The 19137-nt window shown below is 46.9% G+C and carries 16 protein-coding genes; 8 read left to right on the top strand and 8 right to left on the bottom strand.

The features are described 5' to 3' along the window. Positions 1-419: 419 nt before the first annotated feature. Entirely contained in the window at positions 420-2189 is a 1770-nt protein-coding gene (gene dhaK, locus EC604_RS04085) for a dihydroxyacetone kinase subunit DhaK (RefSeq protein WP_123062929.1), read from the bottom strand. Beyond that, a complete protein-coding gene (locus EC604_RS04080; RefSeq protein ID WP_090917434.1) occupies positions 2190-3329 on the bottom strand; it encodes a glycerol dehydrogenase in 1140 nt (379 codons plus the stop codon). A 367-nt stretch (positions 3330-3696) separates the two neighbouring features. On the opposite strand from EC604_RS04080, the gene EC604_RS04075 reads away from it, so the two are divergent. After that, positions 3697-4728 (top strand): PocR ligand-binding domain-containing protein, encoded by a 1032-nt coding sequence (locus EC604_RS04075; protein ID WP_123062928.1) that lies wholly within the window; start codon positions 3697-3699, stop codon positions 4726-4728. 106 nt (positions 4729-4834) lie between these two features. After that, on the top strand, positions 4835-5824 hold the full coding sequence (locus tag EC604_RS04070) for an aldo/keto reductase family protein (RefSeq protein WP_123062927.1): 990 nt from the start codon (positions 4835-4837) through the stop codon (positions 5822-5824). A 6-nt stretch (positions 5825-5830) separates the two neighbouring features. Here the strand turns inward: EC604_RS04070 and EC604_RS04065 are convergent, their stop codons facing one another. The 4 genes from EC604_RS04065 to EC604_RS04050 form a co-directional block, all read right to left on the bottom strand. Continuing rightward, positions 5831-6706, bottom strand: a complete 876-nt coding sequence (locus EC604_RS04065) for a LysR substrate-binding domain-containing protein (RefSeq protein ID WP_123063388.1) — start codon at positions 6704-6706, stop codon at positions 5831-5833. Between the two features lie 34 nt (positions 6707-6740). Then, complete coding sequence (locus EC604_RS04060) at positions 6741-7214, bottom strand: SMI1/KNR4 family protein (RefSeq protein ID WP_123062926.1); 474 nt, start codon at positions 7212-7214, stop codon at positions 6741-6743. Positions 7215-7304: 90 nt separating this feature from the next. Beyond that, entirely contained in the window at positions 7305-8444 is a 1140-nt protein-coding gene (locus EC604_RS04055; protein ID WP_123062925.1) for a threonine aldolase family protein, read from the bottom strand. A 14-nt stretch (positions 8445-8458) separates the two neighbouring features. Continuing rightward, positions 8459-9319, bottom strand: coding sequence for a LysR family transcriptional regulator (locus tag EC604_RS04050; RefSeq protein WP_123062924.1), 861 nt, complete (start codon positions 9317-9319; stop codon positions 8459-8461). Between the two features lie 208 nt (positions 9320-9527). On the opposite strand from EC604_RS04050, the gene EC604_RS04045 reads away from it, so the two are divergent. The 6 genes from EC604_RS04045 to EC604_RS04020 all read left to right on the top strand — a co-directional run bounded on the left by EC604_RS04045 (position 9528) and on the right by EC604_RS04020 (position 13180). After that, positions 9528-10520 carry a quinone oxidoreductase family protein gene (locus EC604_RS04045; protein WP_123063387.1) on the top strand — a complete coding sequence of 331 codons (993 nt, stop codon included), beginning with the start codon at positions 9528-9530 and terminating at the stop codon, positions 10518-10520. 84 nt (positions 10521-10604) lie between these two features. After that, the gene (locus tag EC604_RS04040; RefSeq protein WP_123062923.1) at positions 10605-10907 is read left to right on the top strand and encodes a hypothetical protein; all 303 of its coding nucleotides are present in this window, start codon (positions 10605-10607) and stop codon (positions 10905-10907) included. A 51-nt stretch (positions 10908-10958) separates the two neighbouring features. Then, a complete protein-coding gene (locus EC604_RS04035; protein WP_123062922.1) occupies positions 10959-11177 on the top strand; it encodes a bacteriocin immunity protein in 219 nt (72 codons plus the stop codon). A gap of 26 nt (positions 11178-11203) precedes the next feature. Then, positions 11204-11725 carry a hypothetical protein gene (locus EC604_RS04030; protein WP_123062921.1) on the top strand — a complete coding sequence of 174 codons (522 nt, stop codon included), beginning with the start codon at positions 11204-11206 and terminating at the stop codon, positions 11723-11725. Then, positions 11725-12138 carry a hypothetical protein gene (locus EC604_RS04025; RefSeq protein WP_123062920.1) on the top strand — a complete coding sequence of 138 codons (414 nt, stop codon included), beginning with the start codon at positions 11725-11727 and terminating at the stop codon, positions 12136-12138. The genes EC604_RS04030 and EC604_RS04025 overlap by 1 nt, the downstream gene beginning before the upstream one ends. 250 nt (positions 12139-12388) lie before the next feature. Further along, the gene (locus EC604_RS04020) at positions 12389-13180 is read left to right on the top strand and encodes a formate/nitrite transporter family protein (RefSeq protein WP_123062919.1); all 792 of its coding nucleotides are present in this window, start codon (positions 12389-12391) and stop codon (positions 13178-13180) included. Positions 13181-13421: 241 nt separating this feature from the next. Here EC604_RS04020 and EC604_RS04015 read toward each other — a convergent pair whose 3' ends face one another. Both EC604_RS04015 and EC604_RS04010 read right to left on the bottom strand, forming a co-directional pair. After that, a complete protein-coding gene (locus EC604_RS04015; RefSeq protein ID WP_123062918.1) occupies positions 13422-13874 on the bottom strand; it encodes a GNAT family N-acetyltransferase in 453 nt (150 codons plus the stop codon). A gap of 266 nt (positions 13875-14140) precedes the next feature. Further along, positions 14141-19114: a DUF4132 domain-containing protein gene (locus tag EC604_RS04010; RefSeq protein ID WP_123062917.1), complete on the bottom strand. Its 4974-nt coding sequence runs from the start codon at positions 19112-19114 to the stop codon at positions 14141-14143. Positions 19115-19137: the final 23 nt, after the last annotated feature.

The following is a 19137-nucleotide window of genomic DNA, read 5'->3' as shown; positions in this document are numbered from 1 at the left end:
AGAAAAAACCTGGAAAAGCGAAGCGCTCGCCTTTATCACCGGATTTTTCCTTTTGGAAAAGGGAATCCAAAAAATCTGGGGATAACAGCGATTGGAAGGTTCTTCTGTCATCGGAGTGGACTGTGTAAAATCTTTAGTTCAAATTATATAGATAAATAGATATCACTATGCATACGCTTCCCTCGAGGAAATGAGCGAAACAGCATGTCATAATGCAGTTAACAATACAAGCCAACAATAAATCTAAATTTAACTATTCGAATTGGATGTAAATGAGTACATGTAAATATTGACTCATATGGCCTAAAAAAAGCACACATAACGACGCCGGACTCCGGCGCCGTCACCTGTGTCAGTTCATATCTGTATCGTTCTGTATAATCTATATCGTCATGCAAGCAAATTCAATGAATCCTCTCTTACTTCAAAGACTCGGACAGTTCGGTGAAAATAACACCCAGCGCATACGCGCCAGCATCCGGATATCCCAGGCTGCGGTCACCGACCGTACCTGCGCGTCCCATACGTGCTACGATATCTTCCGTTTTCTTCGCACCATCAACCGCTGCTGCTGCACCTTTGGCAAATGCAGTTTTGAAGTCGTCGCCAGACGCTGCACTTTGCTTCCAGGCATCTGCGCATGGAACGAGTGCATCGATCAGCGTTTTGTCACCCACAACTGCACCGCGTCCGAAGGAACGTTCACCTGTTGCTTGAATGCCTTGAACCGCTGCCTGCATTATTTCAGCAAACTCAGCGACATTCAACTGTTGTTTCTCACCTGCCGCTTTGCCCGCTGCACGGAATGCCGAACCCCAGATTGGGCCGGATGCTCCGCCGCAATACTCCATGATGACGAGAGAGCATGCATCGAGGAATGAACCGATATCTTTTTTCTCTTCGTTAACGATGTGGTTCCACTCACGCTTCAATTGACGGAAGCCTTTGGCTACACTCATTCCGAAATCGCCGTCACCGGCATGGGAATCCAGTTCACAGAACGGTACTTCGTTCTTGATGATGATCTCGCCCATTTTATCGATCAGGTAAACCATGTTATCCAGTGAGAACTGATTGTTTTCAACAACAGCTGCTGACGCATCCGTCTGCACTTCATAAGATACTGGAGCATCCTCAGTCACAACCGCTTCCAGCGCTTCGGAGTAAGCAACTTGCGCCACTGGAGGGCCGGACACTTTAAACGCAGGTGTGTCGCTTTCCTTAAACAACAAGATTTTCAATTCATCATCAAGCTTCAGAATGGTAACTGATGCACCTGCCATGTCGATACTGGTCATGTAGTTGCCTACAAATGTCGTCGCTACGTTAAGACCTGCATGTCCTGCAAGCTCACGTTGAACCGAGTTGTTGAGCAAGTACAGCTCTTGCAGAGGGGTCGCACCAAAACCGTTCACAAGCACAGCGATCTCGGCGGACGCATTTTGATCCAGCTTCATATCTTTGAGCAATGCGGAAACCATACGTCCTGCAAGCTCATCTGCAGAGACGATTTTCTCCCGGCGAATACCAGGCTCACCGTGAATACCAACGCCAAACTCCATCTCGTCTTCCGCAATTTCGAAGGTTGGTGTTCCTTTGGCAGGAACCGTACAAGAAGTGAAACCAAAGCCGATACTACGCACGTTCTGCGCCGCTTTCTCGGCAACAGCCTTCACTTCTTCCAGGCTGCGTCCTTCTTCTGCTGCGGCACCGGCAATTTTGTGAACCAGAACAGTTCCAGCTACACCGCGGCGTCCTACCGTGTACAAGCTGTCTTGCACAGCGATGTCATCTTCCACACGTACATATTGCACGTTGATGCCATCTTCTTCAGCCAGATGTGCTGCGTTTTTGAAGTTCATCATGTCGCCGCTGTAGTTTTTGATGATAAGCAGTGTACCTTTGTTGCTTGCCGTTGCTTTGATCGCTTGATAAACCTGGATTTGGGAAGGGGATGCAAATACATCTCCGCACACAGCCGCATCCAGCATACCTTTACCCACATAACCTGCATGTGCTGGCTCGTGACCGCTGCCGCCGCCGCTGATCAGGCTGACTTTGTCAGTTTGAATCTCTCTGCGTTTGATCACTTTATATTTTTTTAGGAATTCCAGCTCCGGGTGCGCGAGCGCAATCCCGTTGCACATTTCCATGACAACATGTTCAGCCTGGTTGATGATTTTTTTCATTTATTTTGCCTCCTGGCGAGCTTTGTACTCCCGTCCGATTCGGTCAGCTGCTGCAATCGCTGCGGCTACTTCAGGAACTGTAATCGGGAATGGCATCGCGTGGATGGATTCCTCTGGAATGCACGCAATCTCTGCTACTTTCAACAATTCTTCTTGTGTAATGGTTTCTACGCCGATATCTGCAAGACTTACAGGCAATCCTACGGAAAGACAGAAGTCCATCACTTGGTGCAATTCTTCGGTTGGTGCATTTTCAAGTACGAGCTGTGCAATCGTACCGAAGGATACTTTTTCACCGTGGAAATAGTGGTGTGTACCTTCCAGAACCGTCAGACCATTGTGAATCGCGTGAGCTGCAGCCAGACCGCCGCTTTCGAATCCAAGACCAGACAACAGGATGTTCGTTTCTACGATGTTTTCCAGGGCTTGAGTTACCACGTTGCTGTCGCTCGCTACTTTTGCTTTGGCGCCGTCCGTAAGCAGCATTTCGTAACACAATTTAGCAAGCGCCAGCGCTGCGTTGGTTCCTACAGCAGAAGGCGTGTACCCTTCGCGGGAACCCATTGGCAGACTTGCATTCACACGGGAATAGGATTTCGCTGTTGCTCTTGCCTCGAAGTATGTGGACAATGCATCTCCCATACCGGATACGAGGAAACGTGTTGGTGCATTAGCGATAACGGTTGTATCTACGAGCACCACGCTTGGGCTTTGCTTGAAGTATGCGTAATCGTCAAAAGAACCTTCTGGTGTGTACAATACTGCCGAGTGACTTGTCGGTGCGTCTGTTGCTGCAATCGTTGGGCAGATGATCAGTGCATCGCCTTCAGCAACACATTTCGCGGCATCAATGGCTTTACCGCCACCGAGACCGATCGTGCATGTGCAGCCTTTTTCTTTCGCGATTTCTTGCAAACGAGCAACTTCCTCACGTGAACATTCACCTCTAAAACCGCTTTCAACAAACGTGATATTGAATTTTTCTGCTGTTGCATCCAGCTTGGCTTTGACACGCTGTACATCATCCGGGTGTGCAATCAACAATGCAGAATCTCCGAAGGATTTTACGAAATAACCCAGGTTCAACAATTCGTCTTCGCCTTGCACGTATTTGGTTGGGCTGATAAATGCTTTTCTCATAATATGATATGCCTCCTAAAAGTAGATTTAATAGAATGTTTTGCGCGGCAGCACTCGTCCCTCTTAACTGAAATTCAAAGGTGAAGCGGCCTTGCTCCGTGTTACATCAAATTTTAACTGTTGCAATTGACCTAAATATAACGCAGAAACAAGAGGTTTACAGTGGACTTTGATAACAAATTATTATAATTTGCAATCGTAATTTTTTGCTTTTTCGCATAATCGTGGTATGTTATTGTCATGAGATGGTTGAATTTTGACCTCCTATTTTCCATTACCCGTCCTGTTCACGTCTTAATATGTACAACTTTTAACTTTTTAACGACTCTCCGATCGATGAGTTCGATCTGCTACGGAGGTTTTTCACATGATTAAAGAATATCTGCACATCAATAAAATACTGGATCTAGACAAGTGGAAACGCCTTCAAGATTCCCTTGCCACCGTCACCAAACTTGCCATTCTTACCGTCGATTATAAAGGCATACCCGTTACCAGCCATAGCAGCTGTCAAGCATTCTGCCAGAACGTTCGCAAAGACCCCGAGCTCCTTCCCTATTGTCAAAAGTGTGATTCTCGCGGCGGTCTGGAGGCTGTTCGCCTTAACGAGCCTTACGTTTATCTCTGTCATTTCAATATCATTGATATTGCGATTCCAATTACCATTGATGGGAAATATATTGGCGCGGTGATGGCTGGACAAGTCAAACTGGCCGATCCCGAGAAGGGGAGCGATCTGGAGCAGATCGTGACGTCCAAAAACGTACCGATGCATGATGCGAAAATGAAGGAGTTGCAGGCAGATTACGACCAATTACCTGTCATGACGTATGAGGAGATTGTAAAGATTTCGAATATGCTGTCGCTGCTCTGCAACTATATTGTGGAGGAAGCCTTGAACAAAAACTTGCTGGTGGAGATGTTCGAAAAAGCTTCTGGCAATCAGGAATCCGTCAACTTGTCCACCATCCTGCCGGGGTATTCGATCCGTAACATCGAGTCGATCAAAAAGGAAATGACCAATGCCATTGCGGATGCTTATCTCAAAAATAGTCCAAGTGATACAGAGAGTCTCAATCCGGTACTCCAGCCTGCTTTTGAATATATCCATAGCCATAAGAGCGAACAAGTATCGCTAAAGCAGGCAGCCGATCTGTGCCACTTGAGTCCAAGCTATTTCAGCAGATTATTTGCCAAGGAGACGGGTGAAAATTTCACCACGTATCTCGCCAAGCTCAAAATCAAGTGGGCCAAGCAGCTGCTGGAGGTCACAGACATGCCTGTTTCGCAGATCAGCGATGAGTTGGGATTTAATGAAGCGGGGTATTTTATTAAAATATTTAAAAAGTTCGAGGAAATCACGCCTGCCCTCTATCGTAAATATATTCAGGAGAGCTGATTAACCTGTGATATGTTTTTCATATCAATCATGTGCTTAATAGATATTTCACCTGATCATCTGCACTTGCTACAATGAAGTCCAGATGAGTGAGGAGGCATGACAAATGGAATATCGCAAATTGGGAAACAGCGGTTTAACCGTCAGTGAGATTTCGCTGGGCAACTGGATTACACATGGATCACAAGTTGACGATCCAACAGCACAAGCTTGTGTCCAAGCTGCATTGGAGGCAGGTATTACGACATTTGATACGGCAGACGTATATTCGAATACCAAGGCGGAAACTGTGTTGGGAGAGGTTCTCAAGGGAGTACCAAGAGAGAGTATTGAACTATGCACCAAAGTCTGTCATCCAACCGGTCCAGGTCACAATAACAGAGGACTTTCCCGCAAACATATTATGGAAGCCTGCAGTGCTTCATTACAACGATTGCAAACGGATTATATCGATGTCTATTACGCTCACCGCTATGATCCACACACTCCACTGGAAGAGACATTCCTTGCGTTTGCTGATCTTGTTCGTCAAGGCAAGGTTCATTATATCGGGGTTAGCGAATGGACAGCTGCTCAGATTGAGCAAGGCTCCGCACTAGCTAAAGAGTTGCGTGTACCTTTCATCGCGAGTCAGCCGCAGTATTCGATGTTATGGCGTGTAATTGAGCAAGAAGTTGTGCCAGCAAGCGTACAAGCAGGTCTGGGACAGATTACATGGTCTCCACTCGCTCAAGGCATACTATCGGGTAAATACCTTCCGTATTCAGCAGTGCCGCCCGGATCACGGGCAGCAGCCAAAGCAGGGAAACCATTCTTCAACAAGCTCGCCGGTCATTGGTTGCACGATGATGTGCTGACTGCTGTACAACAGCTTCTTCCTCTAGCGAAGGAACTAGGTCTGACTCTTCCTCAACTCGCTGTTGCCTGGGTTCTTCATCATCCTTATGTCAGCTCAGTGATTATTGGGGCATCCGGGCCAGAACAAGTACTGGAAAATGTAAAAGCTTCCGGTGTGAAACTGGATCAGGATATCCTCACTCGAATTGATGAAATATTAGGAAAATGGATTGAGAGGAATCCTGTCCTGACGGGTTAATGTAGATTAGTCGCTCCTGTCCATGTGTATAAAACGGGTGATCACACCCTGATTAATGTCCGTCCGCCATGCCATGTATAAGGGTACGGAGGGCGGTTTTTCTATTAAAGGTAAAAATACCACACCTCTGCGCTGAAACACCTCCACCGAAGAAGGAACAATGGACACTCCCATACCTGCAGCAACGAGGTTCACAATCGTATACATCTGGATGGCTTCCTGCGTAATTCGCGGTTCTACCCCATGCTCCCTGCAGTACTCCCGAACGAGACGATGAAAAGGTGTGCCCAGATGGCTAGGGAACAAAATAAAATCCTCTTCCGCCAAGTCAGTAATCGACACTTGAATCTGCTCTGCCAAAGGGTGATCGTCTGGAACCACCACCATTAACGTTTCTTCCTGGAAGATTTGAAAGGATACATTTGGCGTATGCTCCTGATATCGTAAAAATCCAATATGGATTTGTCCATCTTGCAGTGCCTGCAGTTGTTCATAAGATGTCATCTCACGTAGTGTAATTTCGATCTGTGGGTACACTGCCCGAAATCGCCTTAGCACATCGACCATCATACTGCCTGAAGCCGAATCCACAAAAGCTACCGTTATATGACCAACGACGCCTTGGTCAACCTTCTGTGTAAGCTGGATAGATCGTTCAAGCTGAGCTAAAATTAGTCTTGCCTGATCCAGAAACACGGCTCCTGCAGGTGTTAGCCTAACCGTCTTTTTCGTACGTTCCAACAGCTTTACGCCAAGTTCTTCTTCCAGATTTTGAATCTGTTGACTCAGCGGCGGTTGAGTCATATTTAATCTTTCAGCCGCACGGTGGAAATGAAGTTCCTCCGCCACGGCGATAAAGTAGCGTAATTTACGAATATCCATCACACCTGATACACCTCCCATGCACCTCTCCCCGTTACTTCATCTGCTTCTCCACCCAAATTGCAGACTCTGCCAGTAACATCATCAGTCTATAGAAGTCTGGCTCGATTTCACGCAAAGGAAGATCACTCGCGTCGTCATGAATGAGCATTAACACTTTGCCAGAAGTCTCATCCAAAACGGCAATACTGCCCTCACCGAATCCGCCGATTGGAAAAAGCTTCAGCCCGCTAGGCAGGTCGTATTCCTTCTCGTACTCTCGATACGCATCCAGAAACTCGGGATACGCCCAGTCTAGCTCTTTGGCAGAAAATAAGGCAGGATCACCGAAGTTACATGCTCCAAATTCAAGCAGCAGCGCGCGATATACCGCTGGAAGCTTCACTTGGTATTTTTGCTCGAAACTCTCGATGTCCTGCTCGGTTTCAGGTTTACTGCCCTGCCCCATCGTTGTACCATATGCCTGCACCAACAACTCTCGAATCGGTTCCAGTTCCGAAGCTTTCATCTGGCTAACTCCCTCCCTTGGTCATGTAACATAATTCGAAACCATAGTAATTCAAATCTCACCCAAAGTTTTTACAACGTCGATGACTCCCTACAACAACTGTTTCTGCAGCGCCCCATCCAGCCAGGTCAGCGCGGCCTGCAGCTTGTCCTGCGGCACCAGATCATATCGATCCCCTGTCGACATTTCGAATGAGCAACTGTTACCTCCGGTTTTGTTCAGATACGATGTAATCGCGATATCAAACTGCTGCGCCATCTGCACAAGCAGTGGTTCAACTTCGGAAGCGGCAAGTGCAAAATGAATGTGAAACATATTGGAGACGGGAATTTCAGGGATCGTGCGAATCCCGTAGCATGCATTAAACAGTGACGCCAGTTCCTTGGCCTGTTCGTAATAATGTCCCATTTTGCCAATACGTCCATTGTAATAATATTGAGAGCTGAGAATATAGGGATATAGTCCAATCAGATCCCCGCCATGCCGCCGTTTCCACACCTTGGATTCCTGCATGAAGTCCGGTTCTCCAGCAAGAATAGCTCCTGCAATTCCGCCAATACCTTTGTAAAAAGAGATGTATACACTATCAAACAAACCACAAATCTCCGCAGGTGTTTTCTCATAATAAGGTGTGATCTCAAACAGCCGCGCTCCATCCAGATGCAGCTTGATCCCGTGCTCACGGCAGTACGCCGAAATCGCCTCCAGTTCCTCATAAGCCGGCAGTTGCCCGCCTATCTCACGCTGCGGTAACTCAAGTAACAAACAGGCGTATTTCTCCTTCATTCCTCTCACATCGCCCAGTGTAATCAAACGATCCGCTTCGCCCAGCAAAATGCTTTCGATCTGATGCAGCTCCTTTAGCCCATCTTCTTCATGAATCTCCAGGTGAGACAGTGGATGATACGCAACTCGCTTGATACCTGCCCGGTCACACCAGATACGAAGTGCAATCTGCTGCGCCATCGTGCCGCTTGGAAAAAAAACCGCCGATTCCTTCCCTAACACATCTGCCATTTCCTGTTGGAACTCATCAATAATTGAACCGTGACCGTAGTGGTCACTGAATGTTTCTCCATCTACCTGTTCCAGCGCCTCCTGCAGCACTTTCACTTTGCGGCTGCCGTTCCCGCCTACAATGTACGCCGCCTGACCGAATGCGTCGGCAAGCGTTAATTTGTTATTTTGTTCTACATCATGATCCTTTTCAGTGCCTGTACGTTTATACAAAATCAACCTCTCCTTTACTGTTCCGGTACCGTCATAATCTCCACTAGAGCTTGAAGAGCGTTAGATATATGTTCACCATGAGCATAAACAAATCCTACTTCCAGACGAGAATACGGGTCAGGCAATGATACAATCTGCACCTCACCTCTGGATGCCGCTTGAACCACCGAAGAACGGGGCAGCAAGGATACGCCTAACCCGGCTGTGACGCCATTGATAATGGTATCGAGTGTCCCATATTCCATAACGTTTAATGAATGAACCCCTTGGGTCTTCAAAAAATCCTCCGCCTGAGTACGATGACTGCATCCAACCTCAAAAAACAACATCGGTCTGTTGAGCAGCGCTGACATGTCATGTTCGCCCGGTTTAACAATGAGCACCAGTTCATCGTCGTATATTTTCATATATTTCAGCTTCGCATGTTCGACGGGGCCATACACCAGAGCACCATGTAATTCATGCACGATAACCCTCTGATTCAGCTCGTGTGTGCCACCTGTGACAAGGGAATAACGTACCTCCGGATAACATGCGCAGTACTCTGCCAGAAGCGGTGTCAGGAAACGAGAAGCTGCTGTCTCGATCGAACCCAAACGAAGATTTCCCGACGGTGGGCTTCCTTCCTGTGCGGCCTGCTCTGCTTCATCTAATAATTCCAATATTCGATCTGCGTATCCCAGCAGGTTCTCCCCTGCTGGAGTGAGCAGCATCCCCCGATTAGAGCGATGAAACAACGGTACCTGAAGCTGCGCTTCCAATTGTCTAATCCGTGTGGTCACGTTGGACTGCACATAATTAAGTACAATGGCGGCTTTACTGATACTGCCTTCGCGGGCAACCGCCTGAAATATCTTCAAATCACCTGCATCCATGTGCTCTTCACCTGCTTGTTTTTATATGAACGTTTCTTATCTATCATTAATTATGATACTGACCTTCATTTCTGTTTATTTTACGTGTTTCCTTCTCACCTGTACAATGACTCGGTAAAGCGTAGTCTATCTCTTTTACTAGAAAACTACGATGACACAATAACCGATATCCTACAGGGAGGTAACATCCATGAACGTATCCAAAACGATGAATGCAATTATACATTCAGGTCATCGCGGCCTTGAAGGTCTTCAATATTCAACATGTCCAACACCTGAAGCTGGCCCCGGACAAGTCGTTGTAGAGCTTCGCGCCGCTGGGCTTAATCACCGGGATCTCTTCATTATGTCAGATCGTACGCCTCAAGACACTCCGCTTATTCCCGGATCGGACGGGGCAGGCATTGTGGTGGAAGTTAGCGAAGACGTGCAACATATCCCCATAGGCCAAGAAGTCATCATTCACCCGACGCTCGGCTGGGAAAATACCGCAGATGTGCCTGTGGTTCCAGGTATCGTCGGCGGCCCTTCGGATGGAACACTAGCGCAATATATCACGCTGCCTGCCAGCAATGTGCTATCCAAACCTGAACATCTCTCCTGGATTGAAGCTGGTGTACTGTCTCTATCCGCGCTAACTGCTTATCGTGCGCTGTTCACTCGTGGCGGTCTGAAAGCAGGTGAGCATATTCTCATTCCTGGCATTGGAGGCGGCGTCGCTACGTATGCTCTGCTTATGGCTGTGGCTGCAGGGGCGAAGGTAACCGTAACATCCAGAAGTGAGATTAAACGAAACGAGGCCTTACGTCTTGGGGCTGATCAAGCTTTGGATAGTCATGCGAACTGGAATAACTTGATGAATCCTCATGAGCCTGTGGACATCATTCTGGACAGTATTGGACAAGCGATGTTTCCCAAATACGAGAAGATCATCCGACCAGGCGGACGAATCGTGATGTTTGGCGCAAGCTCCGGCGATGATCTGAATCTGCCGATTCGTTCGATCTTTTTTCCACAGATCAGCTTGATCGGCACTTCTATGGGCAGCCGTGAAGAGTTTGTGCAGATGCTGGATTGGGTAGATAAACATAAGATTCATCCTCTAGTAGATAGCATCTATCCACTGCAACATACGGCACAGGCTTTTGGACGGTTGGAAAAAGGCGAGCAGTTCGGTAATATCGCTATTACGATGCACTAAACAGCGACCTTGTGATCATGAACTTTCCCCTTATCAATGATAGACTAATGCTTGGACATGGTCATCAGATAGGGGGTTTTGTCTTTGACTCATTTTCTTAAACGTTACATGAAACACGCTATCGTTGCACTCATCGTAATCATGCTTACTGCTCAGATCCCTCTGGTGAAGGAATTGCTGGCTAGAGGGGCTACAACATTATACGTAGCTGCCAAGTATCCAGATCAAACGGTCACATTCGCACACTTTGAATATCAGCCGCACTTTGGGGACTATATCATCTCTTATACGGTGCCAAAGACAGATGCGCTACATCTCATGTTAGCACCGAAACTGCTGCCCATTTTCGTGAAATTTGATCCATGGGATCAGCCCATGTCGGATTAAGCAGGCTGACCCCAACTTATTTCTTTAATTCAACATTCAGGAGGTACTGTAATGTCCAATCATGAACATCTCGTCGTATTAGTTCGCAAAATTATGAACGCGGAAGGAACTGAGCAAGAGTTGGATGATATGTTAACAGAGGTGCAGGAGGCGTTGCCTTATGCGGAGGTTAGCAATCTGATTTTTTGGGACGAACGTGAGTTAACCGCGGAGCAGATCGTAGAAGAAGCGCTCCAAGCACGCCCAATTCAACTCCCACCCCAATCTTGAACTTATTCAGGAGGTGAATGATATACATGTCTAATGAAGATAAAGAAAAACATGATGCAGTTGGATCTCCTCATTTCGATTCAGCCACATCAGAGGAAAAACAGGAATCACTTCGTCAGATCATCGAATTACATGATCCTGAACTCACTGCGCAAGTCCTTGCTCTTGGTATGAATACGTACGAGGAAGATTTAGTACGTATCGAAGCTTGGCGTGCCCTCGGTATGGCAGGAACTTCTCCCCTCCTGTCTAACATCCGTGAAGCAGCAGGACAGCTAGTACGCAATCCGGAAGAAGACGAGGATGTACAGATTTATGCTCTACTAGCGTTAGCCCTTCTCCCTGTTACCGAGGTTGAAATTCGACTGGCTCAGGAGGTCATTGAATCGGAAGCCTTCATATTGGTTCAAAGTGCTGCTTTTGATATTGTAAAAGCAAACAAACATCTCCCGCATGCTGTGCTGGCGCTGGAATCACTGCAAACGCATCCCGACTTCGGTGCTTCGGCAGCACGGGAACTTCAATCTATCTCGGGACGTGATGATTAATGAACTCAAGTGATGAACAACGATCACCAGAGCAAGCTGGTGAACATTTAACAGAGGAAACGACTCAGGCAGTACATCTTACTCAAGGCGAGATTCATGCCATTCAGAAGGCACTTCTTTTTCTCAAGTTCGAATGTGAAGAGACTGAATCTTTATTGTATGCGGGCAGTCCCTTATTAAATAGTGCTCTTAGCAAATTGAGAGAGGCAGACGTTCACGGCGAATTTTCCAAACAGTTTCACTCTCGCCCTAGTCCCCGTGCGGAAGCGTTTATGCGCGATAAGTTGGAGCGCTCTTACACCGAAGAGCATGTTCCACATGAACGGACAGAAGCACAGCTGAATGACATTTGGCAGAGCTGCATGTTTCCTTTTCCCGTAGAGCAATACAAGAGGGAACTTGATCCCGAATAGTTTAAGCCCTTCCCCTGTGGAAGGGTACCTTACGTGAGTTGTTTATACATTAAGTATTCTGCTTTAAGTGCTTCTGTGTTAAAGTTGCCATCTTGATGTTTTCTGTAGGATCGTACATACGCCAGCCTTCGGCATTCTCGGCGATCTAATGATGTATAGTTTAATTTCTTTCATTTCGGTCAACTATTGAAGCAAATTACAGGTATAATGTAGAAAAGTTGGATGATTCATTACATACAGGAGGCGAATTATGGAAACGGAAGGTTTACGGGGTGTCGAGCAACTTGCTATGAAGAAACACAAAATCTACAAGCAAAGTTTGCTGCGATACCTGTCACGCTCCATGCTGGCCAGCATGTTTATCGGCTTCGGAGTCATCGTGGCTTTTAAGACGGGCAATTTCTTCTATATGGAGAATTCACCGTTTACATACCCTATGGCAGCCATTACGTTCGGTGCGGCAATTATTTTGATTGCCTATGGCGGCGGTGACTTATTTACAGGCAATACGTTCTATTACACCTATGCGGCGTTACGCAAAAAGCTGCGCTGGCTTGAAGTGGTTAAGTTGTGGATTGCGAGCTATAGCGGAAATCTGATGGGTGCGGCGGTGTTTGCCCTGCTGATCTACCTGACGGGACTGTTTGATTCAGCCCAAGTCAACGGTTTTCTGTTAAGTGTAGTCGAGCACAAAATGGAAGCGCCAGCGATGCAGCTCTTTTTCCGCGGAATCCTCTGTAACTGGCTTGTGTGTCTGGCGTTCTTCGTACCGATGTTTATGAAAGAGAATGGCGCCAAAATGTTTGCCATGATGCTTTTTGTGTTTTGTTTCTTCATCTCGGGATATGAGCACAGCATTGCGAATATGTGTACGTTTGCGATTGCGCTTGTGTTAAACCACCCTGGCACGATCTCGTTCGGTGGTGTGATTCACAACCTGGTGCCTGTGACGCTTGGTAATCTGGTAGGTGGCGTCTTGCTGATGGGCTTCATGTATTATGCAGTGAACAAACCGTTCCTGGACGATGAAGAGGCACATTAATGTTATTTTGGAAAAAAGCCCCCTTCCTGCCCGGTTCAATGACCGCGGTTCACCAGTAAGGAAAACCCAAAACCCCGGCAGCGCCTCCCATACAGGAGTTACCACCGGGGTTTTTACCTTTACCTGTCGTCATCTTACCCGACAGGCTTGATGAATAGCTGCACCGAACTAAACATGCTAAGTCATTCAAAGAAGCATCTTAAACCATTCTCACTCAAGCCTGACAGACGTTTCCACCTAATTAAGCCCCTGCTCGCTTCATTTCCAGGTGTAACAACGGAAAAGGATTACCTGAGCTGTCCAGTTCGGAGCGTCCTGTTTGTACAAATCCCATCTTCGCATAAAACCGGGCTGCATCCTCATTCTGCTCATTCACATCTACTCTAAGCTCATTGCCCTTCATTTTCATCGTTTGATGAACCAGAAATCGCCCAACGCCTTGTCCCTGAAAATGCTCGTCCACAAACAACATCTCAATAAAGCTATTATCCAGACCGATGAAACCAATAGGTTCTTGCTCGGTATCCAGCACTTCCCAGACCTCGACTTGTTTGAATTCCAAAGCTTCACCGACCATCTTTTTATAAAACAGAATGTGATGCTCCTCCAGAAATGTATGTGTTGCTCGAACAGCACGCTCCCAGATGGCTACTAACTTGGGGTGATCCTGCTCCCGATAAGGTACCATTAACATGTCTTGTGCACTCTCCTTTGCCTGAAAACATAATGTAGCGCAGAATCCCATTCATACTTACTCATGTACCGATTCGTATGTACCTTGATTCCTGCGTATATCTTAACATATCCTGTCATCCTCAACATCTGCAAACAACACCATTATATAGCCAATCCATAGATTCCACCGCTGCTTCTCTCATTAAAAAATGGTATAACCAATAGACCGCCCCCAAGTGAGGCGGTCTATAATCATTCAAGTACATTAATGCTACACATATATCTTTATTGCTGAAGCTGTGCAAGAATCTGCGGATCTTTAATTTTCTTGTCCTCAGCCAGCAGTACGATCTTGGACAGAATCTCGGCGGTTCTTGGATCTTCATCCAGAAATGGCAGGAAGATTCGTCCCCGATGCTGGCTATGCACAGGCACGATATACATTGCACCACTGGCCTGCTTGAAGACATTACCGCTTCCCAAATGAACGGCATATTCACCCAGTCCACCATCGATTCGTGCATAATTCCCGTCCAAACGCACATTATCCAGCTTGAGCAAACGCAAAGACTCATTCACAATGACATGTCGCATCTCTATGGTCGTAAGACTTGCCTCTGGGTCCACACCGCCAACATGTGCGATGCTAACCACGAGATCAATATCACGCATGACCTCAGAGAAGAACACCTGCGGTACATCCTTCAATTCTACAGGTTTATACGTACGACGATCATAGAATTGAACGGTCTCCAGCGTAGGTGCTTCCGTATCTGCTGGAGAGAACCAGTCCGCCATTGCATAAAGATTAGCGATCAAGTTATGCTCATAACTCACCTTTTGCAATCCCTCTTCATAACTTACCGTCCACTGACGACTTTTCAACAAACTTACCGTTTTATTCGGCTGAATCTGATAACCTGCATAGCGGCGAGAAACCATACCTTGAGCAAGCTCATCTTCATTCGGCAGATACAGTTCACGGAAAACCTGCTTAAACGGCTGACGTTCCTGACGAGTAAACAGATCACGCTGGAATTCACTCCACTTACCGTTCTCATACAAATGCAGCGGATGCGCAATTAGCAACTGATCCTCTTCCTTCAAGGCATAAGTAACTCCCTCTGTGCCCGGAGCAAGCAATCCACTGGATGCAGCATCAAATCTTCCAAGCTTTTCACCTGACTTGAAGATCAACGTCCTGAGCAGAGGATGAATAACTGGATTGAGCATCAGACTCGCGATCTCCTGACGTGTAAAGGTCGTTCCTGCCGTCATGGAACGCTCCAGTTCCTGTCTAGCGCGTCGATACTGATCGGTCAGATCAGACTTTAATTCTTTTAACTGTGCAATGTATCCGTCCTTTTTGAGACGAGCCGGAACGGACTTCAGCACTTTGCCTTTGCTGACAATGACGAGATCAGACTGTCCCTCCTCATCAATGACGAGTTGAGCCGTCGTGTCGTCATCCAGTGTATGCGGTTCGAAATAAGATTTTACCTCATCCAGCTTACGCGCTTCCATATCCCACATGAGACGTGTTACATCAGCATAACCCGCGTTCCGCGCAAGGTTGCCCAGCGCAATCTGTGAAGCTAATCCTTCACTCGCGCGCCGCTGCGCCCCGAACTGCTTGCTCTGCAACTGAAACTTCTGGATAAAGTCGTAACGTTCTCTTACATCCCGATCCCGTTCCTCTGCCAGCGGAATCAGACTGTAGGTCAGTAGGTGATCCTTATTCCGCTTGTCTGCTACCGAATCATGCATGTCCTTCAGACTGAGTTTGCCAAGCGCAGCATCTGCGAACAATTGTGATCTGCGATGGTTGGCTCCGCCGGAGATATATTTGGCACAATCGTACAGCAGGTTGAATCGTTCTTCTCCAACCGCAGCGTAAGCCTCTTCAAACCAGGCGATATCGAAGGCCCCATCATTAAAGTCCTGCGGCGTAATTGGAGAATAATGCGCAACAATTGTTTCCTTCTCCGCACTGAATTGTTCATTAATGTGAGCGTGGAAGTACCAAGCCGCACTACGAAGCCCTTTCCAGCCTAGATGTTTCGCCACAAGTTCCATCCATTGCGGTGCATACATTGCAGCCTCCAGCAGCTTTTTCTCCTTAACCGGATACTTGTGGAGCAATTCCGCCAGCAACTGCTCATCTTCCCCAGCCCGTGGATGACAATGCTTAATCAGATAACTGAACATTTCTTTACGCGTTGTATTCCCTTCACCATAACTATAAATATACCCACGAACAAACGTATCCTGATCCATGGCAGCAACCAGATGCACCCAATGTTCCATGCCCTCAATGCGTTCCAGTTTCATAGCCAGGTTACTCACTTCAGTGGATAGTTCCCCCCGGGTCAGTTCAATCTCCAGAATACGATTGACCACCGTATCGCGCAGATGAATCAGCTTCGGATCATCTTTGATCTGCTCTGTACGCGCTGAAGTCATGTCACGGATGAACAGATAACGGGACTGTCCGACCATCAGTTGACGGTAGATCTCCTGATCATCAATCAGTCCTAATTGATAGGCTCGCAGGAAATCGTCGAGTGACAGGAGGGACAACGGATGATAAGGCTCTACCAGGTGAGAAAATTGATACGAGGTCTGGAAGTATCGCTTGAAGCTCGCGTCGTCATACACGGCATTCCGGACGATATATTTCCATGGGTCTGTCAGAATCTGAAGCATCCCCATTTCCTTCTCCATTTGCTCTGCAGGCATACTTAAAATAATGGAAGCCCATGCCTTTTCTGCGGTCTCGAAGATTTCAGCTGAATCACTATCCAGAAATGCAGCCGAGATCAATGCATGAACCTGATCCTTATAAGGCAGTGCGCCCATCACCTCGTGCAGCTTCACCATCTCATTCAATGGATAGGTCTGTTCGGCAAATATTTTGCGCCAACCCTCTAGTAATGGCATCTTTCTTAATTTGTCATAATCATACTGCTCTCGATAAAAAGAATAATGTTCATCCAATGTGCTGTTCAGCTTGCCTAACTGCAGTTCGACATATAGCTGTAGCAGTTCTAAACTGCTTAGACCGTTTTGCTCGAAATATTGCTTCCACACTTCATCCAACGGAAACTGATCCAGTTGTTTCATTTTCGACCGATCGGCATAAGGAACTTTGGAACGAAGGCTGGTTCCAATGAGCAACGTATCTTTGTAACCTGCATAATACTCCACCACATACTCATGATCCCTGTGCTCATGAACCAGTTCATTTAATCCCTTTAGGAAAGTACTGATCTTATCCAGAGAACCATTAAATATATCCTTTGGCTTGTAGCCAGAAAGGTCACGTTCTTCATCCAACAGCGGTTGCCGTTGATTCGGGTCAAATAAACCATATCCATTGGAGGCTGTGTAACGACTTCCTTCATCCAATAGTTTGTCGAGTAGCTTCTTTTCCTTGGCTGTAGGCTTCTCTAGTTCCTCTGCGAATGGCTTGAGCTGTTCCAGTTGCTCTACACGTGCCGTATCCGTTTTAATCTCCGTTAACAGTTCAAGTGCACCCAGACGTTGCAGCTCATTCTTCGTTTTTAGTAATCGTTGAACCGAATCCTTCAACTTCTCAACAGGTTGCAACAACAGGGCTTGAATCACCTTTTGCCGGAGAGATCCCGTTTTGAGTTTTAACAGTACTTCCATCTGCTGTAGCTCATCTTCGGTTAATACCAACTTTTTCACTTTTTGCAATGCACTTTCTCGGTTACTCATGCTTTTATCAGACAAACTTTCAAACACAAACTGGCGCTGCACCTCGTTATCAGGCTCTTGCACAAACTGCGACAGAAGCTCTCCGCGCATTTCGGGGCTTAATCGATCCTTGAGAGCAATGATCTCAGCAATCCAGTCCGCATCCATATCATAAGCAGCCAAATACAACATTTTTTTGATGACGTCATCACTATTGATCTGATAGTTCACAAAATCCAGCACACCTGAAGGCCCGCCTGAACCGCCCTTAGGAATGAAATCCAGCATCTGTTTAAACTGATCAAAATCATGGCGGCGTGCCTGTTTATCTTCAAGCACATCCCAGCGAGGTACATAGACACTACGTTGGTGCTCTCCCTCTTCAAAGCTCCAATTGTGCGAATACGCCGCCGTATAATTTTTCACAACCCAGTGCATCAGTTCCGGATGCTGCACACCCAGATGATTACGTGCCATAGCAAGACGAAGCCCCAGGTACTGGCTGTTAGCCAGAACGTACTGAGCCACAATCTTCTGGTACAACTCGCCCTGGTCCATGATCTCTGTAACCTTAGGTTGCAAATCATTCTCTTCAATGACCGCTGTTGCCCACAGGCTGATGTACAGTTTATTAGCGTTTTTCTCCTGTCTCCACGCCTCACGAACATCCTCATGCACAAGCGCTTCATAGATCTGCTCAAGCAATTGTGTTGCCACACGCTGGTTGGCTGCTTCAATCCCGATCCCCGTCCATACGCCCAAGGCTCTTACAACGGAACTGAATCGAATCAGATTGTTGTCCAGAATGATTTTTAATATGTAAATATACGCTTCTAACGTACCTTCGTCCATTCGTTCCACAATGCTCTGGCGAAGCCCTTCCTGCAGTCTTGCTGCAATCAAGAGTTCACCCACCATGTGATACGCATCGGCCTGTTCACTCATAAAGATGCCCTTGATCATTTCACCCGTCAGTAATGCAGTCTGGTTATCGCCATAAATAATATCGTGCAGTGCCTGCTTGACTTCCATGTTCGAATGATCCAGTTCATAAGCGATACAATCCGGCAGTACCGCACGGAACTCATGCTGATGAAGCATATTTTGCTCACGAACGGTCAAATACTCCTTCAAACTAACTCCTCTAGCCTCCATTCGGAATAAACCGAGCAGTTTGCGTAACACATGAATGACATGTTGTCTTGGATCGGATGTTCTGAAAGGTCTGCGTTCATAGCTTGTACTATAAGGGTAAAGCGTCGCACCTTCAGCAATATAGCGGAATCTGGCAACAAACCCGTCAGAGGTCAGGTGCTCAAGCACCTCAAGAATCGGCTGGAATAACGGCTGCTGATTCTCTAATGCTAGGCTCATCAGCTGTCTCTCCATTTGAAAATAGTCCTCTTCATCCCCACGCAAGTACGTCGACTCTGCCAACGTTATCATATATTTAGCTACTTCCAGCTTGGTCCCTGTGAGGGTCGTTGCTTTTTCCTGCAATCCCTCGATATATGCTTGTACCTGATCTTCCTGATTCATCCTGTTCTCCTCCTTGTCATACT

This window comes from Paenibacillus amylolyticus, from assembly GCF_003719335.1.
Classification (GTDB): Bacteria; Bacillota; Bacilli; order Paenibacillales; family Paenibacillaceae; genus Paenibacillus; species Paenibacillus amylolyticus_D.
This window is presented reverse-complemented; position numbering and strand designations above follow the sequence as displayed.

Bases quoted from the DNA above. Each gene is read 5' to 3' on its own strand.
- EC604_RS04075 (WP_123062928.1), top strand. From the start codon at position 3,697: ATGATTAAAGAATATCTGCACATCAATAAAATACTGGATCTAGACAAG.
- EC604_RS04070 (WP_123062927.1), top strand. From the start codon at position 4,835: ATGGAATATCGCAAATTGGGAAACAGCGGTTTAACCGTCAGTGAGATT.
- EC604_RS04045 (WP_123063387.1), top strand. From the start codon at position 9,528: ATGAATGCAATTATACATTCAGGTCATCGCGGCCTTGAAGGTCTTCAA.
- EC604_RS04035 (WP_123062922.1), top strand. From the start codon at position 10,959: ATGTCCAATCATGAACATCTCGTCGTATTAGTTCGCAAAATTATGAAC.
- EC604_RS04065 (WP_123063388.1), bottom strand. From the start codon at position 6,706: ATGGATATTCGTAAATTACGCTACTTTATCGCCGTGGCGGAGGAACTT.
- EC604_RS04030 (WP_123062921.1), top strand. From the start codon at position 11,204: ATGTCTAATGAAGATAAAGAAAAACATGATGCAGTTGGATCTCCTCAT.
- dhaK (WP_123062929.1), bottom strand. From the start codon at position 2,189: ATGAAAAAAATCATCAACCAGGCTGAACATGTTGTCATGGAAATGTGC.
- EC604_RS04060 (WP_123062926.1), bottom strand. From the start codon at position 7,214: ATGAAAGCTTCGGAACTGGAACCGATTCGAGAGTTGTTGGTGCAGGCA.
- EC604_RS04025 (WP_123062920.1), top strand. From the start codon at position 11,725: ATGAACTCAAGTGATGAACAACGATCACCAGAGCAAGCTGGTGAACAT.
- EC604_RS04050 (WP_123062924.1), bottom strand. From the start codon at position 9,319: ATGGATGCAGGTGATTTGAAGATATTTCAGGCGGTTGCCCGCGAAGGC.
- EC604_RS04015 (WP_123062918.1), bottom strand. From the start codon at position 13,874: ATGTTAATGGTACCTTATCGGGAGCAGGATCACCCCAAGTTAGTAGCC.
- EC604_RS04010 (WP_123062917.1), bottom strand. From the start codon at position 19,114: ATGAATCAGGAAGATCAGGTACAAGCATATATCGAGGGATTGCAGGAA.
- EC604_RS04020 (WP_123062919.1), top strand. From the start codon at position 12,389: ATGGAAACGGAAGGTTTACGGGGTGTCGAGCAACTTGCTATGAAGAAA.
- EC604_RS04080 (WP_090917434.1), bottom strand. From the start codon at position 3,329: ATGAGAAAAGCATTTATCAGCCCAACCAAATACGTGCAAGGCGAAGAC.